The organism is Citrobacter sp. Marseille-Q6884, assembly GCF_945906775.1.
In the GTDB taxonomy this organism is placed as follows: domain Bacteria; phylum Pseudomonadota; class Gammaproteobacteria; order Enterobacterales; family Enterobacteriaceae; genus Citrobacter.
Genome location: NZ_CAMDRE010000001.1, coordinates 2,343,649 through 2,366,549, shown reverse-complemented (window position 1 = coordinate 2,366,549; position 22,901 = coordinate 2,343,649). Strand labels below are relative to the sequence as shown.

Here is a 22,901-nt window from a genome sequence, read left to right as displayed (position 1 = left end):
ATGTAATTTTTCGTGATATGACGATGAAATCTTTTTTAGAGTAGATTATAGTTAAATCATCAGGAGTCGCGGGCAAGTTCCAGGTAGTTTGTTGTATCCATCCCGAAGGTGTTCGGTTAGTTAAGCCACTAAGAAGGGGATGCGTTATGGATGAATACTCACCCAAAAGACATGATATCGCACAGCTTAAATTTCTCTGTGAAACCCTGTATCATGACTGTCTTGCAAACCTTGAACAAAGTAACCATGGCTGGGTTAATGACCCAACCTCAGCCACCAGCTTGCAGCTCAATGAACTGATAGAGCATATTGCAACCTTCGCACTTAATTATAAAATTAAGTACAATGAGGACAATAAGCTGATTGCGCAGATAGATGAATACCTGGATGACACTTTTATGTTGTTCAGTAGTTATGGTATTAATACGCAGGATTTGCAGAAATGGCGGAAGTCAGGTAATCGACTGTTTCGCTGTTTTGTCAATGCCACCAGGGCTAATCCTGTTAGTTTGTCATGTTAAAAATTATTACAATCATAGGTAAGCGTTATGTCCGATAAACCATTAACAAAAACTGACTATTTGATGCGCCTGCGACGCTGTCAAACAATTGACACGCTCGAACGTGTTATTGAGAAAAATAAATATGAATTGTCTGACAATGAATTGGCTGTATTTTACTCAGCAGCAGATCATCGCCTTGCTGAATTGACAATGAATAAGCTCTACGACAAGATCCCTACTTCCGTTTGGAAATTCATTCGCTAATTGCGCACGAGGTTAAGTCAGGTATAGCGGTACATTTGTCTGACTGACCATTTCCTCGTATTACGGTTATTATTTATTTTAAATCACGTGACTGTGATCACATCGAAGCGACGGGAACGTTCCCCTCACGGATTTTGCACTTTACTGTACTGCAACTGACGACACGCAAATCAGGAAAGCGGTAATGAGTGAAGAAAAGCAAAAGATGATCGCAGGCGAATTGTATCGCCCGACTGACACGACGTTGCGCAATGACCGATTACGCGCGCGCCAGCTGATCCATCGATACAATTTCACCGCCCCCGATGCACAAAGTGAACGCCTGGCGATTCTGCGCGACCTGTTGGGTCAGAGCGAGGGTGCGTATATCGAACCATCTTTTCGTTGCGATTACGGTTATAACATCTACCTCGGCAAAGCATTTTACGCTAACTTTGATTGCGTCATGCTGGATGTCTGCCCGATTCATATCGGCGACAACTGTATGCTTGCGCCGGGAGTGCACATCTATACGGCAACCCACCCGCTGGACGCCGATGAGCGCAACAGTGGCCAGGAGCTGGGTAAGCCGGTCACTATTGGCAATAACGTCTGGATAGGCGGACGCGCTGTGATAAATCCCGGCGTCACACTGGGTGACAATGTGGTTGTTGCCTCAGGTGCAGTCGTCACCAAAAGCGTTCCGGCCAATACCGTGGTAGGTGGCAATCCTGCACGGATCATCAAAACGCTGTGATCTTAAATGTAACTGTTATGCTAAATTGTGGTTAATCTGTTACTTTCTTCAGGCATGCTCCCCTTTTAAAATAGGTTGATCCTCCTGAATATTGAAGACATCACGAAGGCAAGAGATGACAGAAATACAGCGCCTGCTTACCGAAACAATCGACGACTTAAATATTCGCGAGAAGCGCGACAACAGGCCGCGCTTTAGCATCAGCTTTATTCGTAAATATCCGGGACTGTTTATCGGGATGTATGTCGCGTGGTTTGCCACGCTGGCCGTGATGCTGCAATCTGATACACTGGTTGATTCAGTGTGGTTGTTGGTTGTGCTGTTTGTAATACTGAACGGTTTTTTCTTTTTTGACGTCGCGCCGCGTTACCGCTATGAAGACATTGATGTGCTGGATTTCCGGGTCTGCTATAACGGCGAATGGTACAACACGCGCTTTGTTCCCTCATCGCTCATTGAAACCATACTGCACTCTCCCCGTGTAGACAGTGAACATAAAGCACAGCTGCAAAAGATGATCACGCGTAAAGGCGAGCTTTCTTTCTACGATATTTTCACCCTGAGCCGCGCTAACGCCAGTCAATAATATCCCGTTATCGAAACATCAAAAAAAGTGCGCACCATACTGGCGCGCACTTTGCTCCCTGGAATGTTGGCAAAAAATTAACGTCTTTTCTTCCTGCCCTGCACCGCTTTAAAGCGCGGATTCGATTTGCAGATCACGTACAAACGCCCTTTGCGTTTGACTATCTGGCAGTCAGGATGTCGCTGTTTTGCACTACGCAGCGAATTGAGTACCTGCATCTTAACCTCGCTTAGTGCCAATAAAATGGCCAAACCGCTTCTGGAAACGTGCTGCACTGCCTTCGTTATCGAAGGTTTTTTGTTTTCCGGTGTAGTACGGGTGCGACTTAGAAGAGATATCAAGGGTCACGTACGGGTACATTTTTCCCTCAAATTCAATCTCGCGTTCTGTCTTAATGGTCGAACCGACCTTAAAATATTCATTGGCGCTCGTATCATGAAACACCACAGTACGATAAAAAGGATGAATATCCGGTTTCATGGCAACCTCATTTGTCATGTTATAACATAACAATTAAAGTACACCACTCTTGCACATATCTCAACCTGATTTACGCTGTGAGGACTAACAGGACAATAAATGCCCCAAATACAGGTTGACTATCGAATAGCGCTTTGGGCTTTCGGATATACTTTCCCTACGCTGTGTTAATAAGGATATCACTGTGACAACACGACATCTGATAGCGCTGGTGACAGGAGTGCTTATTCTGTCCATCCTGCTACCTGTGGGGTTAAGTCTGTGGCTGGCGCATCGTCAGGTCGAAACGAAATTTATTGATGAACTTAATACCTATTCATCACGTGTCGCCTTACGCGCCGATAAAGTCGCTTCGCAGGGGAAGCGGGCGCTAAAACAGATAGGCAATTTTAAGGGGACGCCTTGCAGCGACGAGCACCTGCTGGCCATGCGCCAGGTATCCTATAGCTTCCGCTACATTCAGGAAGTGGTTTACCTCGATAATGACGTTCCTGTCTGTTCATCGCTGGAGGAGAAAAGCGATGCATCAGCGCTACCTGGGGCCGGAAAAAAGACCAAAGACGGGTATCGTGTCTGGTTAACCACCCAAAGTGATTTAGGGATCCAGCGTTATATGGTGGGTATCGGGACGGAACACTATACCGTCATGATTGATCCGGCCTCCTTTATTGATGTCATCCCCTTTGGCGCGTGGCGTATTGATACTGCAATCATTGGCGATACAAATAATGTCGTCATCAGCAGCGGGGGGAAGATAAAACCCGATATCATCCAGCGACTGCAACAGAGCCCGGGTAAGTATGTGGAAGAGAATGGCATTATTTATAACATTCAGCACTTCCCCGACATGCGCATTTCCATCGCAACCTGGTCTTCCTCCCTGTTGTTAGAAAAAAGCTGGCATCGACAGGCTTTTATCTGGCTTCCGGCGGGGATCATTATTGGCCTGCTTACTGCCGCGTTAATTCTGCGCCTGGTACGCCGCTTACAGTCTCCTCAACACCTGTTGCAGGACGCGATCAATAACCGGGATATTAAGGTGTACTACCAACCCATTATTTCGCTCAAAACGGGAAAAGTCGTGGGTGCCGAAGCGCTGGCGCGTTGGCCGCAGGCTGACGGGAGCTTTCTCTCGCCGGAGATCTTTGTCGCATTAGCAGCGCAAGCAGGCCTTTCAGAGCAACTGACGCGCTTAATTATTGAAAACGTGTTTGACGACCTGGGGAAATGGTTGCATCACCACCCGGAGCAACATATCTCGATCAATCTTGAATCCGATAACCTGACGTCAGACACCTTCCCTGCCCTGTTAAGCCGGAAAGTGAATCACTGGCAGATCAAACCCGCACAAATCGCCCTGGAACTGACAGAACGTGCATTTGCCGATCCGAAAACCAGCGCACCGTTTATCGCCAGATACCGTCAGGCGGGTCATTCTATCTATATTGATGATTTTGGCACCGGTTATTCCAGCCTCAGCTATCTGCAGGATCTGGATGTAGACATCCTGAAGATAGACAAATCGTTCGTTGATGCTTTGGAATATAACAACGTGACGCCGCATATTATCGAAATTGCCAAAACGCTGAAGCTGCAGATGGTGGCGGAAGGCATTGAGACCGAATACCAGCAAGACTGGCTACGCCAGCATGGCGTGCAATACGGCCAGGGCTGGCTTTACAGCAAAGCACTGGCGAAAGAAGAATTTATCTTGTGGGCGGAAAAACGGCTGTAGTCTGAGGTTTGTTGATATTGAGATGGCTGGCGGCACGCCGCACAGCCAGTCACGTCAGTCATCCATAATGGGCGAGAATCCACCGTAGATCATGCGCTTGCCATCAAAGGGCATCGACTCCCCGAATTCCTTCATCCGGGGATCGGACATCATCTTCTGATTCGCCGCATCGCGCACCTCTTTTGAAGGGTATTCAATCCAACTAAATACCACTTCTTCATGATCCTGCGCTTTCACTGCCATGCGAAAATCGGTCAATTTGCCGTCGGGGACATCATCCGCCCAGCACTCCACAACGCGCAATGCACCGAACTCCTTAAAAAGCGGAGCCGCTTTTGCCGCCATCGCGATGTACTCCTCCTTGTTTTCTGCGGGTACGGCAACAACAAAACCATCGACATACTTCATGAGAAAAACCTCCGAAGTGTACTGCGCGGCAAGCCGATTCCGACCGCGTCAGTCGAGCTTAAGTTTAGTCGCCATCACAGGATCATGCCGTAGGCTCATCGCGAACCCGGATTCGTGACTGTGGTTGATGCCGAAACCACGGCAGGCACAGCTGAATTAACGGGCCAATGGCCAGCGCGTACAGTACCGTACCGACCCCAACGGTACCGCCAAGCAGCCAGCCCGTCAGCAGAACAGAGAGTTCAATTGCAGTACGAATGGTCCTTACCGACCACCCCGTACGCGCATGAATACCGGTCATCAGGCCGTCTCGTGGACCGGCACCAAAACCGGCGCCAATATACAGGCTGGTCGCTAGCGCATTCAGTATCACCGCGAAAACCAGCAGTCCACTGCGCGTAAAAAGGGATTCAAAGGGCGGAATCACCATCAGCGCCACATCTGCCGCCAGCCCAATCATAATAACGTTGCTCAATGTGCCAAATCCTGGACGCTGACGCAGCGGTATCCATAACAAAAGCACCAGAACCCCAACGCCAATAATCACCACACCGATATTCATCGCCAGTAAATTCGCCACCCCGAGATGAAAAACGTTCCAGGGGTCGGCACCGAGATCTGCACGCACAAACATGGCTGTCGAGACACCATATAACGCCAGCCCGGCATACAGTTGAAGTAAACGACGCAGCATGTTTTTCTCCTCTCCCCCACGCAGTTGACTTTCATCTTCGTCGTAAATGGCACTATGATTAATGTCCAGTTTTCAAAAAGTGGACTGCTATGACCTCTCGTCGCTATGGAAGCCAGTCTCTGCAGCGTCTACTCGGGCGCTGGCAAGAGACCTCCTCACGAATGCCTCTCTGGCGACAGCTGGCGGAAGCCCTGCGTTTGCTGATCCTGGATGGACGGTTGGCACTGGATAGCCGGTTGCCCGGTGAGCGCGAACTCGCCGCCGTACTCGAGGTGAGCCGTACCACCATCGCCAGCGCAATGGCGCAACTGCGTGAAGAAGGGTATCTGGAAAGCCGCCACGGTAGCGGCTCACGTGTTATCCTGCCGGAACATATTCGTCATGTTCCCACGCGCACGCACACCAGCACCGCACTCGATCTGTCTACTGCGGCGCTCAACGCCGGACCAGAAATACATCAGGCTTACCAGCAGGCCTTGTTCGCCATGCCACAGCATCTGCTGAGTTCCGGGTATCTGCCGCAAGGATTGTCATCTTTACGCGAATCCATTGCCCGCCATTATTGTGCTCGTGGGCTGCCGACTCAGCCCGATGAAATAATGGTGGTGAATGGCGCCGTCAGCGGCCTGGCGTTGATCCTGCGATTACTCACTGGGCCAGGCGATCGCGTAGTGGTTGATCATCCGACTTATCCGCTCGCCATTGCGGCAATTCAGGGCGCATCCTGTCGCCCGGTCGGCGTATCGCTGCCCGAGCACGGCTGGGATACGGCCGGGCTGGTTGCCACCTTCGCACAAACCGCTCCGCGAATGGCCTACCTGATGCCCGATTTTCACAATCCCACCGGACGCTGTATGGATGACGCCACTCGCCAGATAGTGGCCGATATCGCCGCCAGAACGCATACCACGCTGGTGATAGACGAAACGATGGTTAATCTGTGGTACGACGCACCACCGCCCCTCCCCCTCGCCGCTTACCATCGCGAGGCTCCTATTATTCTGCTGGGATCGGCTGGTAAGAGTTTTTGGGGAGGACTGCGTCTGGGATGGGTTCGTGCGTCGTCGCGGACTATTGCGGCACTGGTACAAACCCGTGACACATTTGATTTAGGCTCGCCTGTACTTGAGCAGCTTGCCACCGGCTGGCTGTTGGATCACGCCGACACGTTTCTGCCCGACAGAAGACAATTACTCGCGGCACGTCGCGATCTGTGCCGCTCGTTGATGAGCGCACATTTCCCGGAATGGCGCTTCACTCAGCCACAAGGAGGATTATCGTTCTGGGTCGAATTGCCCGACACGCTGGCGACATTATTTGCCACTCGCGCTGAAAGTGCAGGCATTCAGCTTGGCACCGGCACGCGTTTTGGTCTGGATGGCGCATTCGATCGCTTCTTGCGTATGCCCTTCGCACTACCGGACGACACAATGCGTTCAGCTTTTAACACGTTACAGCCGATTTGGGACAACCTGCGTTTACAGGCCACTAGCGGAAAAATACGCAAAATAATTTAAGCGATGAGCCAAAAAGGCCCATCTTCTTGCATGAGTTACGGCTGGCGGGGAACGGGAAACCCCTTCAGAGAAATAACAAAATTCTCGCCGTCTTTTTTGATCTTCGCCCCGGCATCGCACCAGTCGGAAGCGATACGAAAAAATTCATCGCTGCCGACATTCCAGCTCAGGCGAACATGTTTCACATAACCGGAGCGCAGCAATTCACAGGCTTCGCCATAATTACGGGCAGTTGAGAGCGGTTGTTGTTTCATTTTTTCTTCTTCAGCAATCTACGCAATGCTTTGATTTCTTTAGGAGTCAGTGCTTCAACCACGGATTCTTCCGTATGCTGGCTGTCAATCTCATCAGCGGAGACTCCCGCCTGTTCTACGGCGGAAAATGCGATAAGCAGCAGTTTTTCCGTTGAGATACTTAAATTCTCATTATTCACTTCGGCGTAATGGCGAAGTTTTTCTTTTAGCGCCTCATCAATTTTGACATTTAGTACGGCATTCGACATCGTAAAAATCCTTGTGGTCATCAGCCAAAACGCACCACAAACAGAACCTACGTCCTGACAGTGCGGACGGGAAATAACGGCAGCAAATAACATCCCCGAAACACAGTGGCAGCATTTGATGACATTAAAATGACACTACGATGACAAAAAAGAGAAGATTTACGGAAAGAGAGTCGCCGGACGGCAGAATTGGGTGGGGGCCCTGCCAGCTACATCCCGGCACACACGTCATCTGCCTTGGCTGCTTCCTTCCGGACCTGACCTGGTAAACAGAGTAGTGTTGCGGGAGAACCAACAGAGCCCCCATTGAGAGCGTTGTTAACCAACGCGCAGGCGCATTATCACTGCTGCACCCTGTAATTGCAACCCATCCCGCATCGGATGCTGTTTTCTTGTGCAATGCGGCTTCACTCCCACGCCATTGAGGATTATGCTGAAAGATTAGCGCAGGAAAAAATAATGGATATACAAGACTCTTTCCCCCAACGTGTCTGGCAAATCGTCGCCTCAATCCCCGAAGGATTCGTCACGACTTATGGCGATGTAGCAAGACTTGCCGGTTCACCGCGTGCTGCACGTCAGGTGGGAGGCGTACTAAAACGCCTCCCCGAAGGCAGCACCCTCCCCTGGCATCGTGTCGTCAATCGCCATGGCGCAATATCCCTGACCGGACCGGATTTACAGCGCCAACGTCAGGCCTTACTGGCTGAAGGGGTAGTGGTTTCGGGCAAGGGGGAAATCGATTTACAGCGCTATCGGTGGGTGTATTAACCCTCTCCTGACGGAGAGGGTTATGGCTGCCTTAGTACTGCGTAGGAGCAGGCACCGCAGAAGAAGGGTTCACTTGTGTGGGAGACGTAGACGGAACAGTCGTCGCCGCACCACCGCTGGCCTGAACCGGGACTTCCGTATGCTGAACCGGAACCAGTGTCAGATCCGCTTTGGTTCCGCCCTGATTAATGACCGTCTGGACGGTATCAGTGATAAACACCAGTTTGTCATTCACTGTGATCGCCGCACTTAACAGAATACGGGCGTTGGGCTGAATGTCTGCCGGGTTAAACGGGAGCACAAAGCTGAACGGCGCTTGCTTACCTTCAGTACGCACCGCTTTTTGTGACAGCACTTTTGACGGCGCATCCGCAAGCGACGCATCCGACAGCGTGACGGTCAGCACGGCATCCGGTGGCAAGGCAACTTTCTGACGGATCCATACCGTACCAGAAACATTCGGCTGCTGAATTTTTGACTGTGTGTCAGCAATTGACGTATTTGGGCTTGGCGCAGGTGTTTGAATATCTGCACTTTTATCAGCACAGGCCGCCAGAGCGACCGCAACCGCTAAACCACTTACCATGTGCACGAGTTTCATTAAATTCTCCTTATCATCAATGCACCAGCGAGAACTTTCCTCGCCAGAAGAGTGGTTAACAAAAACATAACGTGACTAAGTGTGGCACAAATCAGCTATTTTTGCCTGTAATAGACCTGTTATTCAGACAATTGCACCCATCGGACCACTTTCAAAATTGCGTTATACTCTGCCTACCTCGCTGCGACATCGATATCACCTGGAGAGCACGTATGAGTCTGGCACTGAAAAATTTGCTGACATTGTTGAATCTGGAAAAAATAGAAGAAGGACTCTTTCGGGGCCAAAGTGAAGACTTAGGGTTACGTCAGGTTTTTGGGGGACAGGTCGTCGGTCAGGCGCTGTATGCCGCAAAAGAAACTGTGCCGGAAGAACGTCAGGTGCACTCCTTCCACAGTTATTTTTTACGTCCCGGCGATAGCCAAAAGCCGATCATCTACGATGTGGAAGTTCTGCGCGATGGTAACAGCTTCAGCGCACGCCGCGTTGCTGCAATCCAGAACGGAAAACCCATTTTTTATATGACCGCCTCTTTTCAGGCACCAGAAGAGGGATTCGAGCATCAGAAAACGATGCCTGCAGCACCAGGTCCTGAGATGCTGAAATCCGAAACAGAAATTGCCCGCTCAGTTGCGCATTTATTGCCGCCGCTGTTAAAAGAAAAATTTATCAACGACCGACCGCTGGAAGTTCGTCCGGTAGAGTTTCATAACCCGTTAAAAGGGCACGTTGCCGACCCTGCTCGTCAGGTGTGGATCCGCGCCAACGGTACGCTGGAGGGCGATCTTCGCGTACATCAATATCTTCTTGGCTACGCGTCTGACCTGAACTTCCTGCCCGTCGCACTACAACCGTATGGCATCGGTTTTCTGGAGAAAGGCATTCAGATAGCCACCATCGACCATTCAATGTGGTTCCATCGTCCTTTCAATATTAACGAGTGGTTGCTGTATAACGTAGAAAGCACTTCTGCCTCCGGTGCCCGTGGTTTTGTGCGCGGTGAGTTTTATACTCAGGACGGCGTGCTTGTCGCTTCGACCGTGCAGGAAGGCGTGATGCGCAATCGCAACTAAGATTGCCATTCGACGGCGACAGATTCTCCCGGGTGGAGACCTGTCGCCATCATACTGCGCACCACAATGACGCAATAACTTTGTCTGAATATATAAGGCTAATAGGAGCCCACCAGCCTGATCGCCAGTTCTATGTTCGCAGGCATGGAAGCATCATAACCGTACATATGACCATATTCAGGACGTAATATCTCTGTCACCCGTTTAATAATCACATCGCGTTGCGCACGAACAAAGTCAGCATGATTATTGGTCGATTTATTAATATATTTCCAAAAGGGTTCTTCTTTTCTGACAGTGCTTGTTGCTTCGCGAAGATCGTTAAAGAAACGACGCTGAAACTGGAAATCCTCGCGTGATCCGATATTTCCGTGACCACCGATAAAATAATCCCAATCCAGCGCTTCGACTTGTCGTAAATTCTCATCATGATAAACCAGCGTATCCGATGCCGAAAACCCCATGACAGGCAGTTGATCTGGATTAAGCAGGTCAGGACTGTATGCCACCTTTTGTTCTTTGAGTAACCAGACCGAATGGTCGTCAGTATGAGCAGGTTTTCTGAAACGGTGGTATTCAACAATTAATTTTTCAAAATTAAACCAATCGTCATTTTTGCTCAGGATTTCGTTAGCCTTTGGTAGCTGGCTGTACATGTCATGCATTTTATCGACGGTTGCTTTACCGGCAATGATACGCAGAGCGACACCGGCTTTTTGCGCCTGAGCCACCCAAAAATGACTGTCACCCATATGGTCAACATGGTAATGAGAGTAGATAAGCGCAGTGACAGGCAATGGCGTCACCTCACGAATGGCGCGTAGCAGATACTCTCCCCGCCCTTCCGGGGCATCAAACAGCAACACACCGTTATCCCCGACATAAAATATCGTTGCATAAAAATAGCGCTGTACAAAATAAGTTCGTTCGCCAATCTTTTGTAGAATGTATGGCTGTTCTATATTCCTGTTAAAAAGATCATTAATTTTATCATTTATCATGATCACTTTTTTAGCAGAGGGCTCCACATAATGTGCATTTACCGTGGATGTCGCTGAAACCGTTTTTTGTGCAAAACCCCCTGAGCTGGATAATACAGTAATAAGCAATAAAATAGTTTTTATTTTTATCATAAAACATCCTTATTTATATATTAGAAAAATAAAACCCATGAATAATTACATTACGTTTCTAACTGCGGGATATTACTTTAAAAGATGAAAAATCATTCATTACAAAGCGCTCAAATATTTCAAAAAAATCGAGTATCAGAAAATATTTAATGATGGCGAATGATTTGGGTACTACGTGTCAGGATGATATACACGGGTAATAACGTCCAGACTGAAACATTATTTTACAGTAGATCGCACATTGCGTTTATTCAGGCTGCGGTAAAAAAAAACCTCCCGTACTCACGGGAGGTTGTAGACGTTGTTGCGAATGCTATAAATCACGCGTTGTAGGCGTTTTCACCATGGCTGTTAACATCCAGACCTTCGCGCTCTTGCTCTTCCGGTACACGCAGACCCACAATCATATCCGCCAGCTTATAACCGATGAAGGCCACCACAGCGGACCAGACAATGGTGATCGCCACGCTTTCCAGCTGCACCAGGAGCTGATGTCCCATCGTGACGCCTTCAGCAAAGCCCACGCCGCCCAGAGAGCTGGCCGCGAATACCCCGGTCAGGATGCAGCCGACAATGCCGCAAACGCCGTGGACACCAAACACATCACACGGGTCATCGACGCGCAGAAAACGTTTTAACATCGTCACGCCCCACAGCCCCGCAAGTCCCGCAATCACGCCAATAATCAGCGCACCACCGACACCGATATAACCACAGGCAGGCGTGACGGCAACCAGACCCGCAATGGCACCGGAACAGGCGCCCAACAAAGAGGGTTTGCCACGCAATGCCCACTCACCGAAGATCCATCCCAAAATGGCCGCCGCAGTGGCAACAACCGTGTTCACAAAGGCCAGCGCCGCGATTTCATTGGCCATACCCGCAGAACCTGCGTTAAAACCAAACCAACCGATGTAGAGGATCGCGGTACCCGTAAAGACCATCGGCAGGTTATGCGGTTTAAACGCTTCTTTGCCAAAACCGACACGTTTACCAATCAGATAAGCCCCAACCAGACCAGCAATCGCCGCGTTAATATGCACCACCGTCCCGCCCGCGAAATCCAGCGCACCGTGAGAGGCCAGCAAACCACCGCCCCACACCATATGCGCAATAGGGATATAAGACAGTGTTAGCCACACCACCACAAAAATCAGCACCGCGGAGAAGCGGATGCGTTCAGCCAGCGCACCAACAATGAGCCCTACGGTGATGCAGGCAAACGACCCCTGGAAAGCCACGTGGATATACTGATAGAAACTCCCCGTTACCGCCGTCAGCGCAATGCTCTTCAGCATCACCCAGTTAAAGTTGCCGAAGAAGCTATTCCCCTCGCCAAACGCCAGCGAGTAGCCATAAACCACCCATAAAATGCAGACCAGTGCGAAGGTTACCGTAACCTGAGTCAGCATCGACAACACGTTCTTACCGCGAATCAAACCGCCGTAGAACAACGCAATGCCCGGAATGGTCATAAACAGCACCAGTGCGGTACAAATCATCATAAAAGCATTATCTGCTTTATCCGCGACCGCCGGTGCCGCCATTGCCAGTCCCGGCAGCAGCGCCAGTGAAGCAATACCTGTTTTCATCGTTGCTATCTTCATTTTTTGGTTTCCTATCACTGTGTGCCAAAAGTTACAGTGCGGCTTCGTCGGCTTCGCCGGTACGAATGCGAATAACACGTTGCAGCTCAGCGACGAAAATTTTGCCGTCGCCAATTTTTCCGGTGTAGGCCGCCTTACTGATGACATCAATCACTTCATCAAGCTGGTCGTCGGCAATCGCCACATCAATCTTCACCTTCGGTAAAAAATTGACGCTATATTCAGCCCCCCGGTACAGCTCGGCATGGCCTTTCTGTCGGCCAAAACCTTTTACTTCGGTGACGGTCAGTCCCTGAATACCAATAGAAGACAATGCTTCACGGACGTCTTCCAGTTTGAACGGTTTGATTACCACGGTAACCAGCTTCATAGATCCCCTCCAGTCAGAATTCGGTAATGGCTGCAGATACACATGCTGGATATTGCAAGGGGTGTGCCAGGAATGAAAAACGCGGAATAATTCAGGATCGCAGGGTGCTGTCGGGGGAAAGAAAGAAAAAACGCACTATAACGGTGCATAGTGCGTTACATTTTTGCACCAGATTGTTGACGGCCAGAGGGTGCCGTAACAGCTGGCGACACGACATCAGGGCATCAGGCGATAAGCGACTCTTCGTGCGCACTGGCCGCCAGCTCTTCACCCGCTAACTGCAACTGATACATCTGCCAGTAACGCCCTTGCGCCGCCAGCAACTGCTGGTGCGTCCCCTGCTCAACGGCCTGACCCCGGTGCAGCACCAGGATAGTATCGGCATCAACAATGGTTGATAACCGATGAGCAATCACCACCAGCGTGGTGTGTTCGCGTACCGCTGCCAGCGCGAGCTGGATCGCCTGTTCCGTACCCGAGTCAATACTGGCGGTGGCTTCATCCAGAATCAGCACCTGCGGCGTGTCGACCAGTACCCGCGCCAGAGCCAACAACTGTTTCTGCCCGACAGACAAATTATTGCCTTGCTCGCCCAGTCGGGTATGAATGCCTTCACTCATGCCGCGCGCCAGTTCCGCCAGTTGCACGGTTTCCAGTGCCTGCCAGACCTGCTCCTCGGAGATATCGCGACCCAACGTAACGTTGGCAAGGAAAGTGTCGGCCATCACGACCGGATCCTGCTGCACCATTGCGACGCCCTTACGCAGAACGCTGTGGCTTAACGAGGAGAGCGGCCGCCCGTCGAGCCGAATCTCACCTTCTGTCAGCGGGTAATACCCCATGAGCAGGCTGGCGAGCGTACTCTTGCCGCTCCCGGTATGACCCACCAGGGCAACAAAACTGCGCGAGGGAACGGACAGGCTGATATTTTGCAGTACCAGATTGTCGTCGCGATAAGCAAAGGAAACGTTATCAACCTCGATGTTCCCGCTCTTCAGCGGTTGGACGTCATCTCCATAACGCTGGCGAGGCCCGTCCATCAGTTCAAAAACGCGTTCGCCAGCGACCACCGCCTGTTGCAACATTGACTGTTGGGTCGTCAACTCTATCAGGGGTTCATTCAGACGACCGAGATAGCTAATAAACGCATATAACACCCCAACTTCAATGGCGCTGCCGGAGGTGAAACTGAACAGCATCAACAAGCCACAGAGGATTAACGCAGAAAACAGGCTGAGCAGCGGGCGCAGTAAAAACCCGTCCAGCCGCAAGGTCTGCATCCTCGCCATATAGTGTGAACGGCTGGCCTCCCCCATTCTCTCCCCAAAGCGTGCCTGCTGACGGAATTGCTGGATCACGCTCATACCATTAATGACTTCGTTAAAGCCATCGTTAATATCAGCCAGATAAGCGCGAACGCGGCGCACAATAGGCGTGCTATAGCGCTGATAAATCACCATCACCACCAGCACGGCAGGGAAAATGGCCATCGCCACCAACGCCATACGCCATTCCAGGCTGAACATCGCGACCAGCATCGCACCAATTAATGCGGCACTGCGCAACACCGTCGCCACCACCGTAACGTACAGATCGCGAATAACCTCGGTATCATTGGTGACACGCGAAATAAGTTGTCCGACGGGTTGGGTGTCAAACTCGCTGAGCGGCTGGCGCAGCGCTGCGTCCATCACGTCCGTGCGTAGCTGTTGCACCACGCCGACAGCCGCCTGGTTAAATAACAGCGACTGCGCATAGTGCAAACCCGCCGCCAGTAATTGTAAACCGATATAAGCCGCGACCAGCCCGGCAACCATCGCCAGGGGCAGGTTGTTTTTCGCCACCATGTTATCGATAAAATAACTGATCAGCAGCGGACCACTGACTTCTGCTGCTGCCGCAACCCACAGCATCACCACCGCGATAGCCAGCGGTTTACGCCATGGCGATCCATAAACCAGCAGCCTTTTCAGGGTTGGCCATAATTGCCCAAAACTACGCATTAGCAGCCTCTTCACTTATTTCTGGTGCGTCAGACAGCGCCGCTTCGAGCTGCTGATAGCGGTACATATCGCGATACCAGCCAGATTGCTGTACCAGCGAGTCATGCTCGCCGCGCTGCGCAATATGCCCATGCTGCATGACAATAATCTCATTGGCTTCCGTTAATGCGGATAAGCGGTGGGCGCTGATAATCACCGTTCGCCCCTCGCCCCACTGCCGCAGGTTATGCAGGATCTGGTGTTCGGTACGACCGTCTACCGCCGACAAGGCGTCATCCAGGATCAGGATTTCGGCATTCAGCAGCAGCGCGCGGGCAATGGAAATACGCTGTTTTTGCCCCCCCGAGAGCATCACACCACGCTCGCCCACTTCGGTGTCGTATCCCTGCGGGAGACGTAAAATATCCTCGTGCACGCTGGCCAAACGCGCCACATGCTCAATCTCAGCCTGGGTTGCCTGAGGTCGTCCAAGCGCTATGTTGTTGGCAACCGTGTCTGAGAACAAAAAGGGCGTCTGACTGACGACGGCCAGCCGACTACGCCAGCTATCCAGCTGTAAACGCGTTAAAGGGATATCATGAAAGCGCACATCCCCCTGGGTGATATCAAAATGGCGCTGAATCAGCGACAACACGGTACTTTTCCCCGCGCCGGTGGGGCCGCAGATGCCCAGCATCTGTCCGGGCTTAAGGTGGAAACTCACATTTTCCAGCGTCGGGTGAGTCATCAGCGGATAGCAAAATTCGCGAATCGACACCGCCAGTTCACCGCGCCCTTCCGGCACCGGTTCAGTTCCATCGTCTACCACGGGCGCTTCAGCCAGCATGGCGCGAATACGACTGTACGCGGCGCTACCGCGCTCGACGATATTGAACATCCACGCCAGCGCCAGCATCGGCCAAATCATCAAACCGAGATACATCATAAAGCTGGTCAATTGTCCGAGGGTCAGCGTACCGTGAACTACCATCCAGCTTCCCCCCGCAATCGCGAGGAGATTAGCCATACCAATGGCGATATAAATCGTTGGGTCAAAACGGGCGTCAATACGCGCCACACGCATATTTTTCTTCCCGGTATCTTCGGCATCCGCAGCAAACAAGGCCGATTGCCGATCTTCCAGACCAAACGCTTTAATCATGCGAATGCTGGTCAGGCTCTCCTGGGTACGATCGTTGAGGCTGGAGAACGCGGCCTGTGCCAGCTTAAAGCGGTTATGTAGCCGATCGCCGTAACGTTTGATCATCAACGCCATGACAGGCATCGGAAGCAGCGCGATAAGCGTCAGTTGCCAACTAATTTGCGTAGACATCACGATCAGCACCGCACAGCCCATCACCAGCGAGTCCACCAGCGTCAACACGCCCTCACCGGCGGCAAACACCACGCGATCGACATCGTTGGTGGCGCGCGCCATCAGATCGCCCGTGCGATGACGCAGATAAAATTCAGGATGCTGACGGCTGAGCTGGCGGTAATAATCTTCCCGCAGTTCGACCGCCAGTTGGTAAGAGGCACCAAACAGCAGCACGCGCCAGACATAGCGCAACAAATAGACCACCACCGCAATCAGGGCAATTGTACCGACCCACATCAACAGCCGTTCAGTCGTAAAGCGTTGTGCCGTCACACCATCCACGATGATACCAACCACTTTTGGCGGGATGAGCTGAAGGATAGCGATGATGATAAGCAAGGCCACTGCCCCGAGGTAGCGACGCCACTCCCGACGGAAGTACCAGCTTAATTGAGCAAATAATCGCACGCGTTATGTCCTGACATGATTTCCAGCAATGACCGCCGGGAGAGTTATTCAATAGGTAGAGCAGTCGTATATTTGATCTGTTCCATCGCAAAACTGGAGGTGACATCTGACAAACCCGGTACGCTGTTCACCAGGCGCTTGTAGAAGTCATCGTAGCGTTTCATATCGGCGACCTGAACACGCATCAGGTAGTCATACTCCCCTGCCATGCGCCAGAATCCCAGAACCTCCGGCATACCGGTCACTTCGGTGACAAAACGACAGTACCATTCACTGCTGTGATGCTGCGTTTTGATCAGCACGAAAGCGGTTAAACCCAGCCCCAGTTTTTCCGGGTCCAGCAGCGCGACTTTACCGAGGAGAATACCGTCATCCTCAAGCCTTTTGAGTCGCTTCCAGCAGGGCGTTGTAGTCAGATTAACGGCATCCGCTAACGCCTGCAAAGAAAGGGTGCAGTCCTGTTGCAGTAAACAGAGCAGCTTGCGGTCAATTTTGTCTAACATATCCACTCCACAGAGAAGAATTTTCTCCTTACATTCTATTTTAAAGGCTAAATAGCAACAATTTTTTCCGTGCTTTTCGCTAATCTAGGCACAAAATGACAAATGGATATTAATGATGAATAGCTCCTGGGTTAAAAACGCCATCAATGAAATCAACGCGGATTATCAGCGTTCTGCGGATACGCATCTCATTCGTCTGACTCTACCGGCGTTCCCGGGCATTCAGTTGTATTTGAAAGATGAGAGCACGCATCCAACCGGCAGCCTGAAACATCGTCTGGCGCGTTCACTGTTCCTGTACGGGCTGTGTAATGGCTGGATAAAAGAAGGCACCACCATTATTGAATCCTCCTCCGGGTCAACGGCCGTATCCGAAGCCTATTTCGCCCGACTGCTGGGATTGCCGTTTATTGCCGTGATGCCTTCCTGCACGGCAAAACGGAAAATTGAGCAGATTGAATTTTATGGCGGGCGCTGCCATTTCGTTGAAAGCGCCTGCGAAATTTACGCTGCGTCTGAACAACTGGCGCGTGAGCTAAACGGTCATTATATGGACCAGTTCACTTACGCCGAACGAGCTACCGACTGGCGTGGCAATAACAATATTGCCGACAGCATCTTCCGCCAGATGGCGTGTGAGCCAAACCCTGTCCCCAGACATATCGTGATGAGCGCCGGCACCGGTGGGACATCAGCAACGATTGGCCGTTATATCCGCTGTCAGGGTTATGACACACATCTGATGGTGGTTGACCCGGAAAACTCCGTGTTTCTGCCCTACTGGCAGGATCGTGACGCTACGTTACGCAGCCCGGTGGGAAGTAAAATTGAAGGTATCGGTCGCCCGCGCGTAGAGCCCTCTTTCATTCCTGACGTGGTTGATGAAATGCTGCGCGTACCGGATGCTGCAAGCGTTGCCACCGCGCACTGGCTGGAAACCCAACTGGGCCGAAAAGTGGGTGCCTCAACCGGAACCAATATGTGGGGCGCGCTGCAACTTGCCGCCCGTATGCGCGAAGCCGGAGAAACAGGATCGCTGGTGACGCTTCTGTGCGACAGCGGCGAACGCTACCTGGACACGTACTACAACCCACAATGGGTCAACATGCATATTGGTGATTTGGCACCGTGGAAAGCGGAAATCGCTCGTCTACTGAATACCCATTAAACCGCGAAAAAAAAGCCAGACGCTAAAGTCTGGCTTGCTGGAAGGGATCTCTCATTCGGGGGAATAAGGTAGATGTGGATTGTCCAGCCAATGTGTCAAAAAGTGAGATACCGCCTGATTGCGGCAATGGCCGATCACCGATAAATGTGGCAACTCAGCAATCAGTTGTGGCATCGCATTACCCATAATGAGGCCGCGGCCAACGCTGCCTAACATTTCGCGATCGTTCATGGCGTCGCCAAACGCCATGCATTCAGCCATCGAAAAACCTAAGTGGTTACTCAGCACCGCCAGCGCCGAACCTTTGTTACAGCCCAGCGGCAGCACTTCCAGGCAATCTACTGCGGAAAAACAGAGATTGGCCTGTTCGCCCAGCGCCTCATTCAGTTGGATACGCAAACGAATGAGATCGTCATGATCCCCGCAGAAGCAGACCTTCGTCACCTGATGGGCCGGGATACGTTTTACATCGACGATCTGGTAGCGAAATCCACTGTAGACGTGCGCTTTTAGCATCCACGGGATCTCTTGTCCGGTGAACCAGCCATTATCATTAAAAACATGCATGCTGGCCTGCGTATCCCACGCCTGATGTAACACGATATCTGCCACTGCGGGATCCAGATCCTGATGATGAAGCACTTCACCTTCCAGTGAATGCACCCGCGTCCCGTTGCCGGTGATTAAAAAGGCGTCCAGTGAGATCGAGCCCAGAATATGGCGCATCTCCAGCACATGACGACCCGTGGCAAACGTAAGGGTAATGTCACGTTCACGCAGGCGCGCCAGCGTCGAGAGCGTTTCCTCACCTAAATGGTGATTCGGCATCAAAAGGGTGCCATCCATATCAAATGCTGCCAGACGAGCCATTTCTTTCTCCACTCTGTGACGCGGTTAACTTGTGGTCCAGTATCACCTGAGATATACGGAAGTAATAGTGAATAGATAAAGCAAATTGTTCCGGGTTTCTTTACGCAAACTCCCGGGACGGGCTGAGTCATACACAGCCAACAACGAGGCAACTTGAATGATGAAGTGTCAATGCGACTTTTAAATCGCCTGAACCAGTACCAACGCCTCTGGCAGCCCTCAAATGGTGAACCGCAGTCGGTCACCGTCGGGGAACTGGCTGAGCGCTGTTTTTGTAGCGAGCGCCACGTACGTACACTGCTGAGACAGGCACAGGATGCCGGGTGGCTGATGTGGGAAGCACAGTCCGGGCGCGGGAAACGAGGTCAGTTGCGTTTTTTAGTGACGCCAGATTCTCTACGCAACACTATGATGGAACAGGCGCTACAAAAGGGAGAACAGCTCAGCGTGCTGGAGCTGGCTCAACTGGCGCCCGGAGAGTTAAGAACCCTGCTGCAACCGTTTATGGGCGGTCAGTGGCAAAACGATACGCCAACCTTGCGTATCCCTTATTACCGCCCGCTTGATCCGTTACATCCCGGTTTTCTCCCGGGGCGTGCAGAGCAGCATCTCGCCGGGCAGATATTCTCTGGCCTGACCCGATTTGACAGCAAGACTCAACGCCCCTGTGGCGATTTAGCTCACCACTGGGATATCTCTGCCGACGGACTACGCTGGGATTTCTATATTCGTTCGACATTACACTGGCATAACGGTGATGTGATAAGCACCGCACAGCTACATCAACGCCTGTTGATGCTGCTTGAGATCCCTGCACTTAATAAGCTCTTTATCAGCATCAAATGCATTAAGGTGACCCATCCTCAGTGCCTGACCTTTATTCTGCATCGCCCGGATTTCTGGCTGGCACACCGTCTGGCCAGCTACAGTAGCCATCTGGCGCATCCTGAACAACCGCTCGTCGGCAGCGGTCCGTTTCGGCTAACGCTGTTTACACCTGAGCTGGTCCGCATTGAAAGCCATGATCACTACCACCTTAGTCATCCGCTACTCAAAGCGATTGAATACTGGATCACCCCGCAGCTTTTCGCCCAGGATTTGGGGACCAGTTGCCGACATCCGGTACAAATTGCTATCGGCAAGCCTGAAGAATTGGCGACGCTCAGCCAGGTCAGCAGCGGCATCAGCCTGGGTTTTTGTTATTTAACGCTCAGAAAAAGCCCGCGTCTGAGCACGTCCCAGGCGCGACGGCTGGTCAATATTATTCACCGCTCCTCCCTGTTACGGACGCTTGAAGTGGATGAAAATCTCATTACCCCGAGCAATGCGCTGCTGCCTGGCTGGACAATTCCGCAATGGGATGATGTGGACGACGTTGCGCTCCCGGAAAAACTGACGTTGGTTTATCACCTTCCGGTCGAACTGCATGCGATGGCTGAACAGCTTCGTCAGGCGCTGGCGATACTCGGCTGCGAATTAACACTCATTTTTCATAATGCCAAAAACTGGGATGGTAACCCTTCTCTGGCTGAAGCGGACCTGATGATGGGTGACAGACTGATTGGCGAAGCACCAGAATATACCCTGGAACAGTGGTTGCGTTGCGATCAGCTCTGGCCGCATGTTCTGGATGCACCGGCATTTGCTCATCTACAAACCACGCTGGATGCGCTGCAAATTGAAGCCGATGAGGACCATCGTCATGCTGCTTTACAACTGGTTTTCGCCAACCTGATGAATGACGCGACGTTGACGCCGTTGTTCAACTATCACTACCGCATTAGCGCCCCGCCGGGGGTCAATGGGGTCAGACTGAATCCAAGAGGCTGGTTTGAGTTTGCTGAAGCCTGGCTGCCGCCGCCTTCGACGTGAAGAAGCTGGTCGACGCCACGCCCAGGCGCTACCATAGGGTTTTTGTTATTTGTCAGGAAAAGCCATGAAACGTGCCGTTGTCGTATTTAGTGGAGGCCAGGATTCCACAACCTGTCTGGCGCAAGCGCTGCATCAGTATGATGAAGTACACTGCGTGACCTTTGATTATGGTCAGCGTCATCGCGCTGAGATTGATGTCGCACGTGACCTGGCCTTAAAACTGGGTGCCCGTGCACACAAAGTGCTTGATGTTACGCTGCTCAGTGAACTGGCTGTCAGCAGCCTGACACGCGATAACATTCCGGTTCCTGATTACGAACCGGATACAGACGGTATTCCCAATACATTTGTGCCGGGGCGCAATATCCTGTTTTTAACACTGGCCGCGATTTACGCTTACCAGGTAAAAGCCGAAGCGGTCATTACCGGCGTGTGCGAAACTGATTTCTCCGGCTATCCGGATTGTCGCGATGAATTTGTCAAAGCCCTGAACCATGCGGTTAGTCTGGGGATGGCCAAGGATATCCGCTTCGAAACCCCGCTAATGTGGATTGATAAAGCCGAAACCTGGGCGCTGGCCGACTACTGGGGCAAACTGGATCTGGTACGTGAAGAAACGCTGACCTGCTATAACGGCATTAAAGGTGACGGCTGTGGTCACTGCGCAGCCTGTAATTTGCGCGCCAACGGGCTAAACCATTATCTGGCAAACAAACCGGCTATCATGGCCGCAATGAAGCAAAAAACCGGATTACAATAATGTGATGGGTAATGCCGGACAGTGGTGCAAGCACCTGATCCGGCATTACCATCGACTACTTAACCATCTGCTCCAGCTTTTCGCGTAACTCGCCTTCCAGCGGCAACGCTTTCTGCGTTTTCAAATCAATGCAAACAAAGGTAATCAGCGCGTCGGCGACGACCTGCCCTTCTGGCTCCAGGGTGATCGTCTGGTTTAAGACACCGCTTTTTCCGTTAAGCTGCTGTACCTGGCTGGTCACCGTCAACAGGTCGCTCAGTACAGCAGGACGGCGATAGTTGATATTGATATTCACGACCACAAAAGCGATGTTGTGGGCAGTCATCCACTGAAAGCTGTCGCTGTTCTCCAGACCATCCCAGCGAGCCTCTTCCAGAAATTCAAGATAGCGGGCATTGTTGACGTGCTGATAGACATCGAGATGATAACCACGGACTTTGATTTGTGTTTGCATAGCGCTGAAACCCTAATTTGTTTTTATAGGAATACTGTAAGACAAAGAGGCCATAACTGGTATGACCTCTATAGTCTGGCAAACTTTAGGCGCTCTGCAAGTTATTAAAGTGTTAAAACTGACAGATTACGTTCCACCAGCGAGTTTCCCATTCCCGGTACCTGTTTTAAATCATCCACCGTTTTAAACGGACCATACTCTTCACGATAGCTGACGATAGCCTGCGCCTTCTTCAGTCCGACGCCATTCATCACCCGCGCTAAATCTTCTGCTGAGGCGGTGTTGATGCTCACTCTGGTACCGTCATCATCACTGGCTTTTGCCGGTGCAGCGGCTTTGCTTTGCGCTGCACCGGCGCTATCCGCTTTGGTGTGGGTCGTCTGAGTTTTAGCGACAGGTTCGGCGGCCAGCGCACTTTGCGTCATGCCCGCACAGGTTAACGACAGTGTAATAAGCAGCGCTTTGATTCCATGTTTCATACTGTTTTCTCCTTGTTTGGTTACAGTGGAATCACGATAGCGAGCTC

27 protein-coding genes and 1 other RNA gene are annotated in these 22,901 nt (G+C 51.5%); 11 read left to right on the top strand and 17 right to left on the bottom strand.

All coding sequences use genetic code 11. The features are described from left to right. The first annotated feature begins 146 nt into the window (after positions 1–146). The 4 genes from tomB to N7268_RS11150 all read left to right on the top strand — a co-directional run bounded on the left by tomB (position 147) and on the right by N7268_RS11150 (position 2,089). Complete coding sequence (gene tomB, locus N7268_RS11165) at positions 147–521, top strand: Hha toxicity modulator TomB (RefSeq protein ID WP_003021733.1); 375 nt, start codon at positions 147–149, stop codon at positions 519–521. Positions 522–548: 27 nt separating this feature from the next. Beyond that, entirely contained in the window at positions 549–767 is a 219-nt protein-coding gene (locus tag N7268_RS11160) for an HHA domain-containing protein (protein WP_002892050.1), read from the top strand. Positions 768–951: 184 nt separating this feature from the next. Then, entirely contained in the window at positions 952–1,503 is a 552-nt protein-coding gene (maa, locus tag N7268_RS11155; RefSeq protein WP_260862943.1) for a maltose O-acetyltransferase, read from the top strand. A 115-nt stretch (positions 1,504–1,618) separates the two neighbouring features. Then, positions 1,619–2,089: a YlaC family protein gene (locus N7268_RS11150; RefSeq protein WP_260862942.1), complete on the top strand. Its 471-nt coding sequence runs from the start codon at positions 1,619–1,621 to the stop codon at positions 2,087–2,089. A 77-nt stretch (positions 2,090–2,166) separates the two neighbouring features. On the opposite strand, the gene ykgO is transcribed toward N7268_RS11150, so the two are convergent. Next, positions 2,167–2,307 carry a type B 50S ribosomal protein L36 gene (gene ykgO, locus N7268_RS11145; protein ID WP_003859006.1) on the bottom strand — a complete coding sequence of 47 codons (141 nt, stop codon included), beginning with the start codon at positions 2,305–2,307 and terminating at the stop codon, positions 2,167–2,169. A gap of 1 nt (position 2,308) precedes the next feature. Beyond that, the gene (locus N7268_RS11140; protein ID WP_260862941.1) at positions 2,309–2,569 is read right to left on the bottom strand and encodes a type B 50S ribosomal protein L31; all 261 of its coding nucleotides are present in this window, start codon (positions 2,567–2,569) and stop codon (positions 2,309–2,311) included. 184 nt (positions 2,570–2,753) lie between these two features. Between N7268_RS11140 and N7268_RS11135 the strand changes: the two genes are divergently transcribed. Further along, on the top strand, positions 2,754–4,304 hold the full coding sequence (locus N7268_RS11135) for an EAL domain-containing protein (RefSeq protein ID WP_260862940.1): 1,551 nt from the start codon (positions 2,754–2,756) through the stop codon (positions 4,302–4,304). Between the two features lie 54 nt (positions 4,305–4,358). Here N7268_RS11135 and N7268_RS11130 read toward each other — a convergent pair whose 3' ends face one another. Beyond that, positions 4,359–4,712, bottom strand: coding sequence for a DUF1428 domain-containing protein (locus N7268_RS11130; protein ID WP_198905093.1), 354 nt, complete (start codon positions 4,710–4,712; stop codon positions 4,359–4,361). 82 nt (positions 4,713–4,794) lie between these two features. After that, positions 4,795–5,406, bottom strand: coding sequence for a YczE/YyaS/YitT family protein (locus N7268_RS11125; RefSeq protein ID WP_260862939.1), 612 nt, complete (start codon positions 5,404–5,406; stop codon positions 4,795–4,797). An 89-nt stretch (positions 5,407–5,495) separates the two neighbouring features. On the opposite strand from N7268_RS11125, the gene N7268_RS11120 reads away from it, so the two are divergent. After that, positions 5,496–6,923 (top strand): PLP-dependent aminotransferase family protein, encoded by a 1,428-nt coding sequence (locus N7268_RS11120; RefSeq protein WP_260862938.1) that lies wholly within the window; start codon positions 5,496–5,498, stop codon positions 6,921–6,923. A gap of 35 nt (positions 6,924–6,958) precedes the next feature. On the opposite strand, the gene N7268_RS11115 is transcribed toward N7268_RS11120, so the two are convergent. The 3 genes from N7268_RS11115 to ffs form a co-directional block, all read right to left on the bottom strand. Further along, positions 6,959–7,177, bottom strand: coding sequence for a hypothetical protein (locus N7268_RS11115; protein ID WP_260862937.1), 219 nt, complete (start codon positions 7,175–7,177; stop codon positions 6,959–6,961). Beyond that, positions 7,174–7,425, bottom strand: coding sequence for a hypothetical protein (locus N7268_RS11110; RefSeq protein ID WP_260863548.1), 252 nt, complete (start codon positions 7,423–7,425; stop codon positions 7,174–7,176). The genes N7268_RS11115 and N7268_RS11110 overlap by 4 nt, the downstream gene beginning before the upstream one ends. Positions 7,426–7,625: 200 nt before the next feature. Then, an RNA gene (gene ffs / locus N7268_RS11105) (signal recognition particle sRNA small type) lies at positions 7,626–7,722 on the bottom strand. A gap of 84 nt (positions 7,723–7,806) precedes the next feature. Here ffs and N7268_RS11100 point away from each other — a divergent pair. After that, the gene (locus tag N7268_RS11100) at positions 7,807–8,196 is read left to right on the top strand and encodes an MGMT family protein (RefSeq protein ID WP_260862936.1); all 390 of its coding nucleotides are present in this window, start codon (positions 7,807–7,809) and stop codon (positions 8,194–8,196) included. Positions 8,197–8,227: 31 nt separating this feature from the next. On the opposite strand, the gene N7268_RS11095 is transcribed toward N7268_RS11100, so the two are convergent. Beyond that, positions 8,228–8,797 (bottom strand): YbaY family lipoprotein, encoded by a 570-nt coding sequence (locus N7268_RS11095; protein ID WP_198905098.1) that lies wholly within the window; start codon positions 8,795–8,797, stop codon positions 8,228–8,230. A 212-nt stretch (positions 8,798–9,009) separates the two neighbouring features. On the opposite strand from N7268_RS11095, the gene tesB reads away from it, so the two are divergent. Next, complete coding sequence (gene tesB, locus N7268_RS11090) at positions 9,010–9,870, top strand: acyl-CoA thioesterase II (protein ID WP_260862935.1); 861 nt, start codon at positions 9,010–9,012, stop codon at positions 9,868–9,870. 98 nt (positions 9,871–9,968) lie between these two features. Here tesB and N7268_RS11085 read toward each other — a convergent pair whose 3' ends face one another. From N7268_RS11085 to decR, 6 genes are all read right to left on the bottom strand, one after another. Further along, positions 9,969–11,003, bottom strand: a complete 1,035-nt coding sequence (locus N7268_RS11085; RefSeq protein ID WP_260862934.1) for an MBL fold metallo-hydrolase — start codon at positions 11,001–11,003, stop codon at positions 9,969–9,971. Positions 11,004–11,323: 320 nt separating this feature from the next. Then, positions 11,324–12,610 carry an ammonium transporter AmtB gene (gene amtB, locus N7268_RS11080; protein WP_260862933.1) on the bottom strand — a complete coding sequence of 429 codons (1,287 nt, stop codon included), beginning with the start codon at positions 12,608–12,610 and terminating at the stop codon, positions 11,324–11,326. A gap of 31 nt (positions 12,611–12,641) precedes the next feature. Further along, a complete protein-coding gene (gene glnK, locus N7268_RS11075) occupies positions 12,642–12,980 on the bottom strand; it encodes a P-II family nitrogen regulator (protein WP_002891893.1) in 339 nt (112 codons plus the stop codon). Positions 12,981–13,204: 224 nt separating this feature from the next. After that, on the bottom strand, positions 13,205–14,983 hold the full coding sequence (locus N7268_RS11070; RefSeq protein WP_260862932.1) for a SmdB family multidrug efflux ABC transporter permease/ATP-binding protein: 1,779 nt from the start codon (positions 14,981–14,983) through the stop codon (positions 13,205–13,207). Further along, complete coding sequence (locus tag N7268_RS11065) at positions 14,976–16,748, bottom strand: SmdA family multidrug ABC transporter permease/ATP-binding protein (RefSeq protein WP_260862931.1); 1,773 nt, start codon at positions 16,746–16,748, stop codon at positions 14,976–14,978. The genes N7268_RS11070 and N7268_RS11065 overlap by 8 nt, the downstream gene beginning before the upstream one ends. A 44-nt stretch (positions 16,749–16,792) precedes the next feature. Beyond that, entirely contained in the window at positions 16,793–17,251 is a 459-nt protein-coding gene (decR, locus tag N7268_RS11060) for an Lrp/AsnC family transcriptional regulator (RefSeq protein ID WP_198905104.1), read from the bottom strand. A gap of 112 nt (positions 17,252–17,363) precedes the next feature. Between decR and N7268_RS11055 the strand changes: the two genes are divergently transcribed. Further along, positions 17,364–18,419: a PLP-dependent cysteine synthase family protein gene (locus N7268_RS11055; RefSeq protein ID WP_260862930.1), complete on the top strand. Its 1,056-nt coding sequence runs from the start codon at positions 17,364–17,366 to the stop codon at positions 18,417–18,419. Between the two features lie 51 nt (positions 18,420–18,470). Here the strand turns inward: N7268_RS11055 and cof are convergent, their stop codons facing one another. Next, complete coding sequence (gene cof / locus N7268_RS11050) at positions 18,471–19,289, bottom strand: HMP-PP phosphatase (protein WP_260862929.1); 819 nt, start codon at positions 19,287–19,289, stop codon at positions 18,471–18,473. Positions 19,290–19,460: 171 nt separating this feature from the next. Between cof and N7268_RS11045 the strand changes: the two genes are divergently transcribed. Both N7268_RS11045 and queC read left to right on the top strand, forming a co-directional pair. After that, a complete protein-coding gene (locus N7268_RS11045) occupies positions 19,461–21,161 on the top strand; it encodes an SgrR family transcriptional regulator (protein WP_260862928.1) in 1,701 nt (566 codons plus the stop codon). 64 nt (positions 21,162–21,225) lie between these two features. Next, positions 21,226–21,921, top strand: a complete 696-nt coding sequence (gene queC / locus N7268_RS11040) for a 7-cyano-7-deazaguanine synthase QueC (protein ID WP_260862927.1) — start codon at positions 21,226–21,228, stop codon at positions 21,919–21,921. 55 nt (positions 21,922–21,976) lie between these two features. On the opposite strand, the gene fadM is transcribed toward queC, so the two are convergent. Both fadM and N7268_RS11030 read right to left on the bottom strand, forming a co-directional pair. Then, complete coding sequence (gene fadM, locus N7268_RS11035; protein ID WP_198905109.1) at positions 21,977–22,375, bottom strand: YbgC/FadM family acyl-CoA thioesterase; 399 nt, start codon at positions 22,373–22,375, stop codon at positions 21,977–21,979. 104 nt (positions 22,376–22,479) lie between these two features. Next, positions 22,480–22,854, bottom strand: a complete 375-nt coding sequence (locus N7268_RS11030) for a helix-hairpin-helix domain-containing protein (RefSeq protein WP_260862926.1) — start codon at positions 22,852–22,854, stop codon at positions 22,480–22,482. Positions 22,855–22,901 lie beyond the last annotated feature (47 nt).

Excerpts from the sequence above, each read along its gene's own strand:
- tomB (WP_003021733.1), top strand. The coding sequence starts at position 147 with ATGGATGAATACTCACCCAAAAGACATGATATCGCACAGCTTAAATTT.
- N7268_RS11160 (WP_002892050.1), top strand. The coding sequence starts at position 549 with ATGTCCGATAAACCATTAACAAAAACTGACTATTTGATGCGCCTGCGA.
- maa (WP_260862943.1), top strand. The coding sequence starts at position 952 with ATGAGTGAAGAAAAGCAAAAGATGATCGCAGGCGAATTGTATCGCCCG.
- N7268_RS11150 (WP_260862942.1), top strand. The coding sequence starts at position 1,619 with ATGACAGAAATACAGCGCCTGCTTACCGAAACAATCGACGACTTAAAT.
- ykgO (WP_003859006.1), bottom strand. The coding sequence starts at position 2,307 with ATGCAGGTACTCAATTCGCTGCGTAGTGCAAAACAGCGACATCCTGAC.
- N7268_RS11140 (WP_260862941.1), bottom strand. The coding sequence starts at position 2,569 with ATGAAACCGGATATTCATCCTTTTTATCGTACTGTGGTGTTTCATGAT.
- N7268_RS11130 (WP_198905093.1), bottom strand. The coding sequence starts at position 4,712 with ATGAAGTATGTCGATGGTTTTGTTGTTGCCGTACCCGCAGAAAACAAG.
- N7268_RS11125 (WP_260862939.1), bottom strand. The coding sequence starts at position 5,406 with ATGCTGCGTCGTTTACTTCAACTGTATGCCGGGCTGGCGTTATATGGT.
- N7268_RS11120 (WP_260862938.1), top strand. The coding sequence starts at position 5,496 with ATGACCTCTCGTCGCTATGGAAGCCAGTCTCTGCAGCGTCTACTCGGG.
- N7268_RS11115 (WP_260862937.1), bottom strand. The coding sequence starts at position 7,177 with ATGAAACAACAACCGCTCTCAACTGCCCGTAATTATGGCGAAGCCTGT.
- N7268_RS11110 (WP_260863548.1), bottom strand. The coding sequence starts at position 7,425 with ATGTCGAATGCCGTACTAAATGTCAAAATTGATGAGGCGCTAAAAGAA.
- N7268_RS11100 (WP_260862936.1), top strand. The coding sequence starts at position 7,807 with ATGCTGTTTTCTTGTGCAATGCGGCTTCACTCCCACGCCATTGAGGAT.
- N7268_RS11095 (WP_198905098.1), bottom strand. The coding sequence starts at position 8,797 with ATGAAACTCGTGCACATGGTAAGTGGTTTAGCGGTTGCGGTCGCTCTG.
- tesB (WP_260862935.1), top strand. The coding sequence starts at position 9,010 with ATGAGTCTGGCACTGAAAAATTTGCTGACATTGTTGAATCTGGAAAAA.
- N7268_RS11085 (WP_260862934.1), bottom strand. The coding sequence starts at position 11,003 with ATGATAAAAATAAAAACTATTTTATTGCTTATTACTGTATTATCCAGC.
- amtB (WP_260862933.1), bottom strand. The coding sequence starts at position 12,610 with ATGAAGATAGCAACGATGAAAACAGGTATTGCTTCACTGGCGCTGCTG.
- glnK (WP_002891893.1), bottom strand. The coding sequence starts at position 12,980 with ATGAAGCTGGTTACCGTGGTAATCAAACCGTTCAAACTGGAAGACGTC.
- N7268_RS11070 (WP_260862932.1), bottom strand. The coding sequence starts at position 14,983 with ATGCGTAGTTTTGGGCAATTATGGCCAACCCTGAAAAGGCTGCTGGTT.
- decR (WP_198905104.1), bottom strand. The coding sequence starts at position 17,251 with ATGTTAGACAAAATTGACCGCAAGCTGCTCTGTTTACTGCAACAGGAC.
- N7268_RS11055 (WP_260862930.1), top strand. The coding sequence starts at position 17,364 with ATGATGAATAGCTCCTGGGTTAAAAACGCCATCAATGAAATCAACGCG.
- cof (WP_260862929.1), bottom strand. The coding sequence starts at position 19,289 with ATGGCTCGTCTGGCAGCATTTGATATGGATGGCACCCTTTTGATGCCG.
- N7268_RS11045 (WP_260862928.1), top strand. The coding sequence starts at position 19,461 with ATGCGACTTTTAAATCGCCTGAACCAGTACCAACGCCTCTGGCAGCCC.
- queC (WP_260862927.1), top strand. The coding sequence starts at position 21,226 with ATGAAACGTGCCGTTGTCGTATTTAGTGGAGGCCAGGATTCCACAACC.
- fadM (WP_198905109.1), bottom strand. The coding sequence starts at position 22,375 with ATGCAAACACAAATCAAAGTCCGTGGTTATCATCTCGATGTCTATCAG.
- N7268_RS11030 (WP_260862926.1), bottom strand. The coding sequence starts at position 22,854 with ATGAAACATGGAATCAAAGCGCTGCTTATTACACTGTCGTTAACCTGT.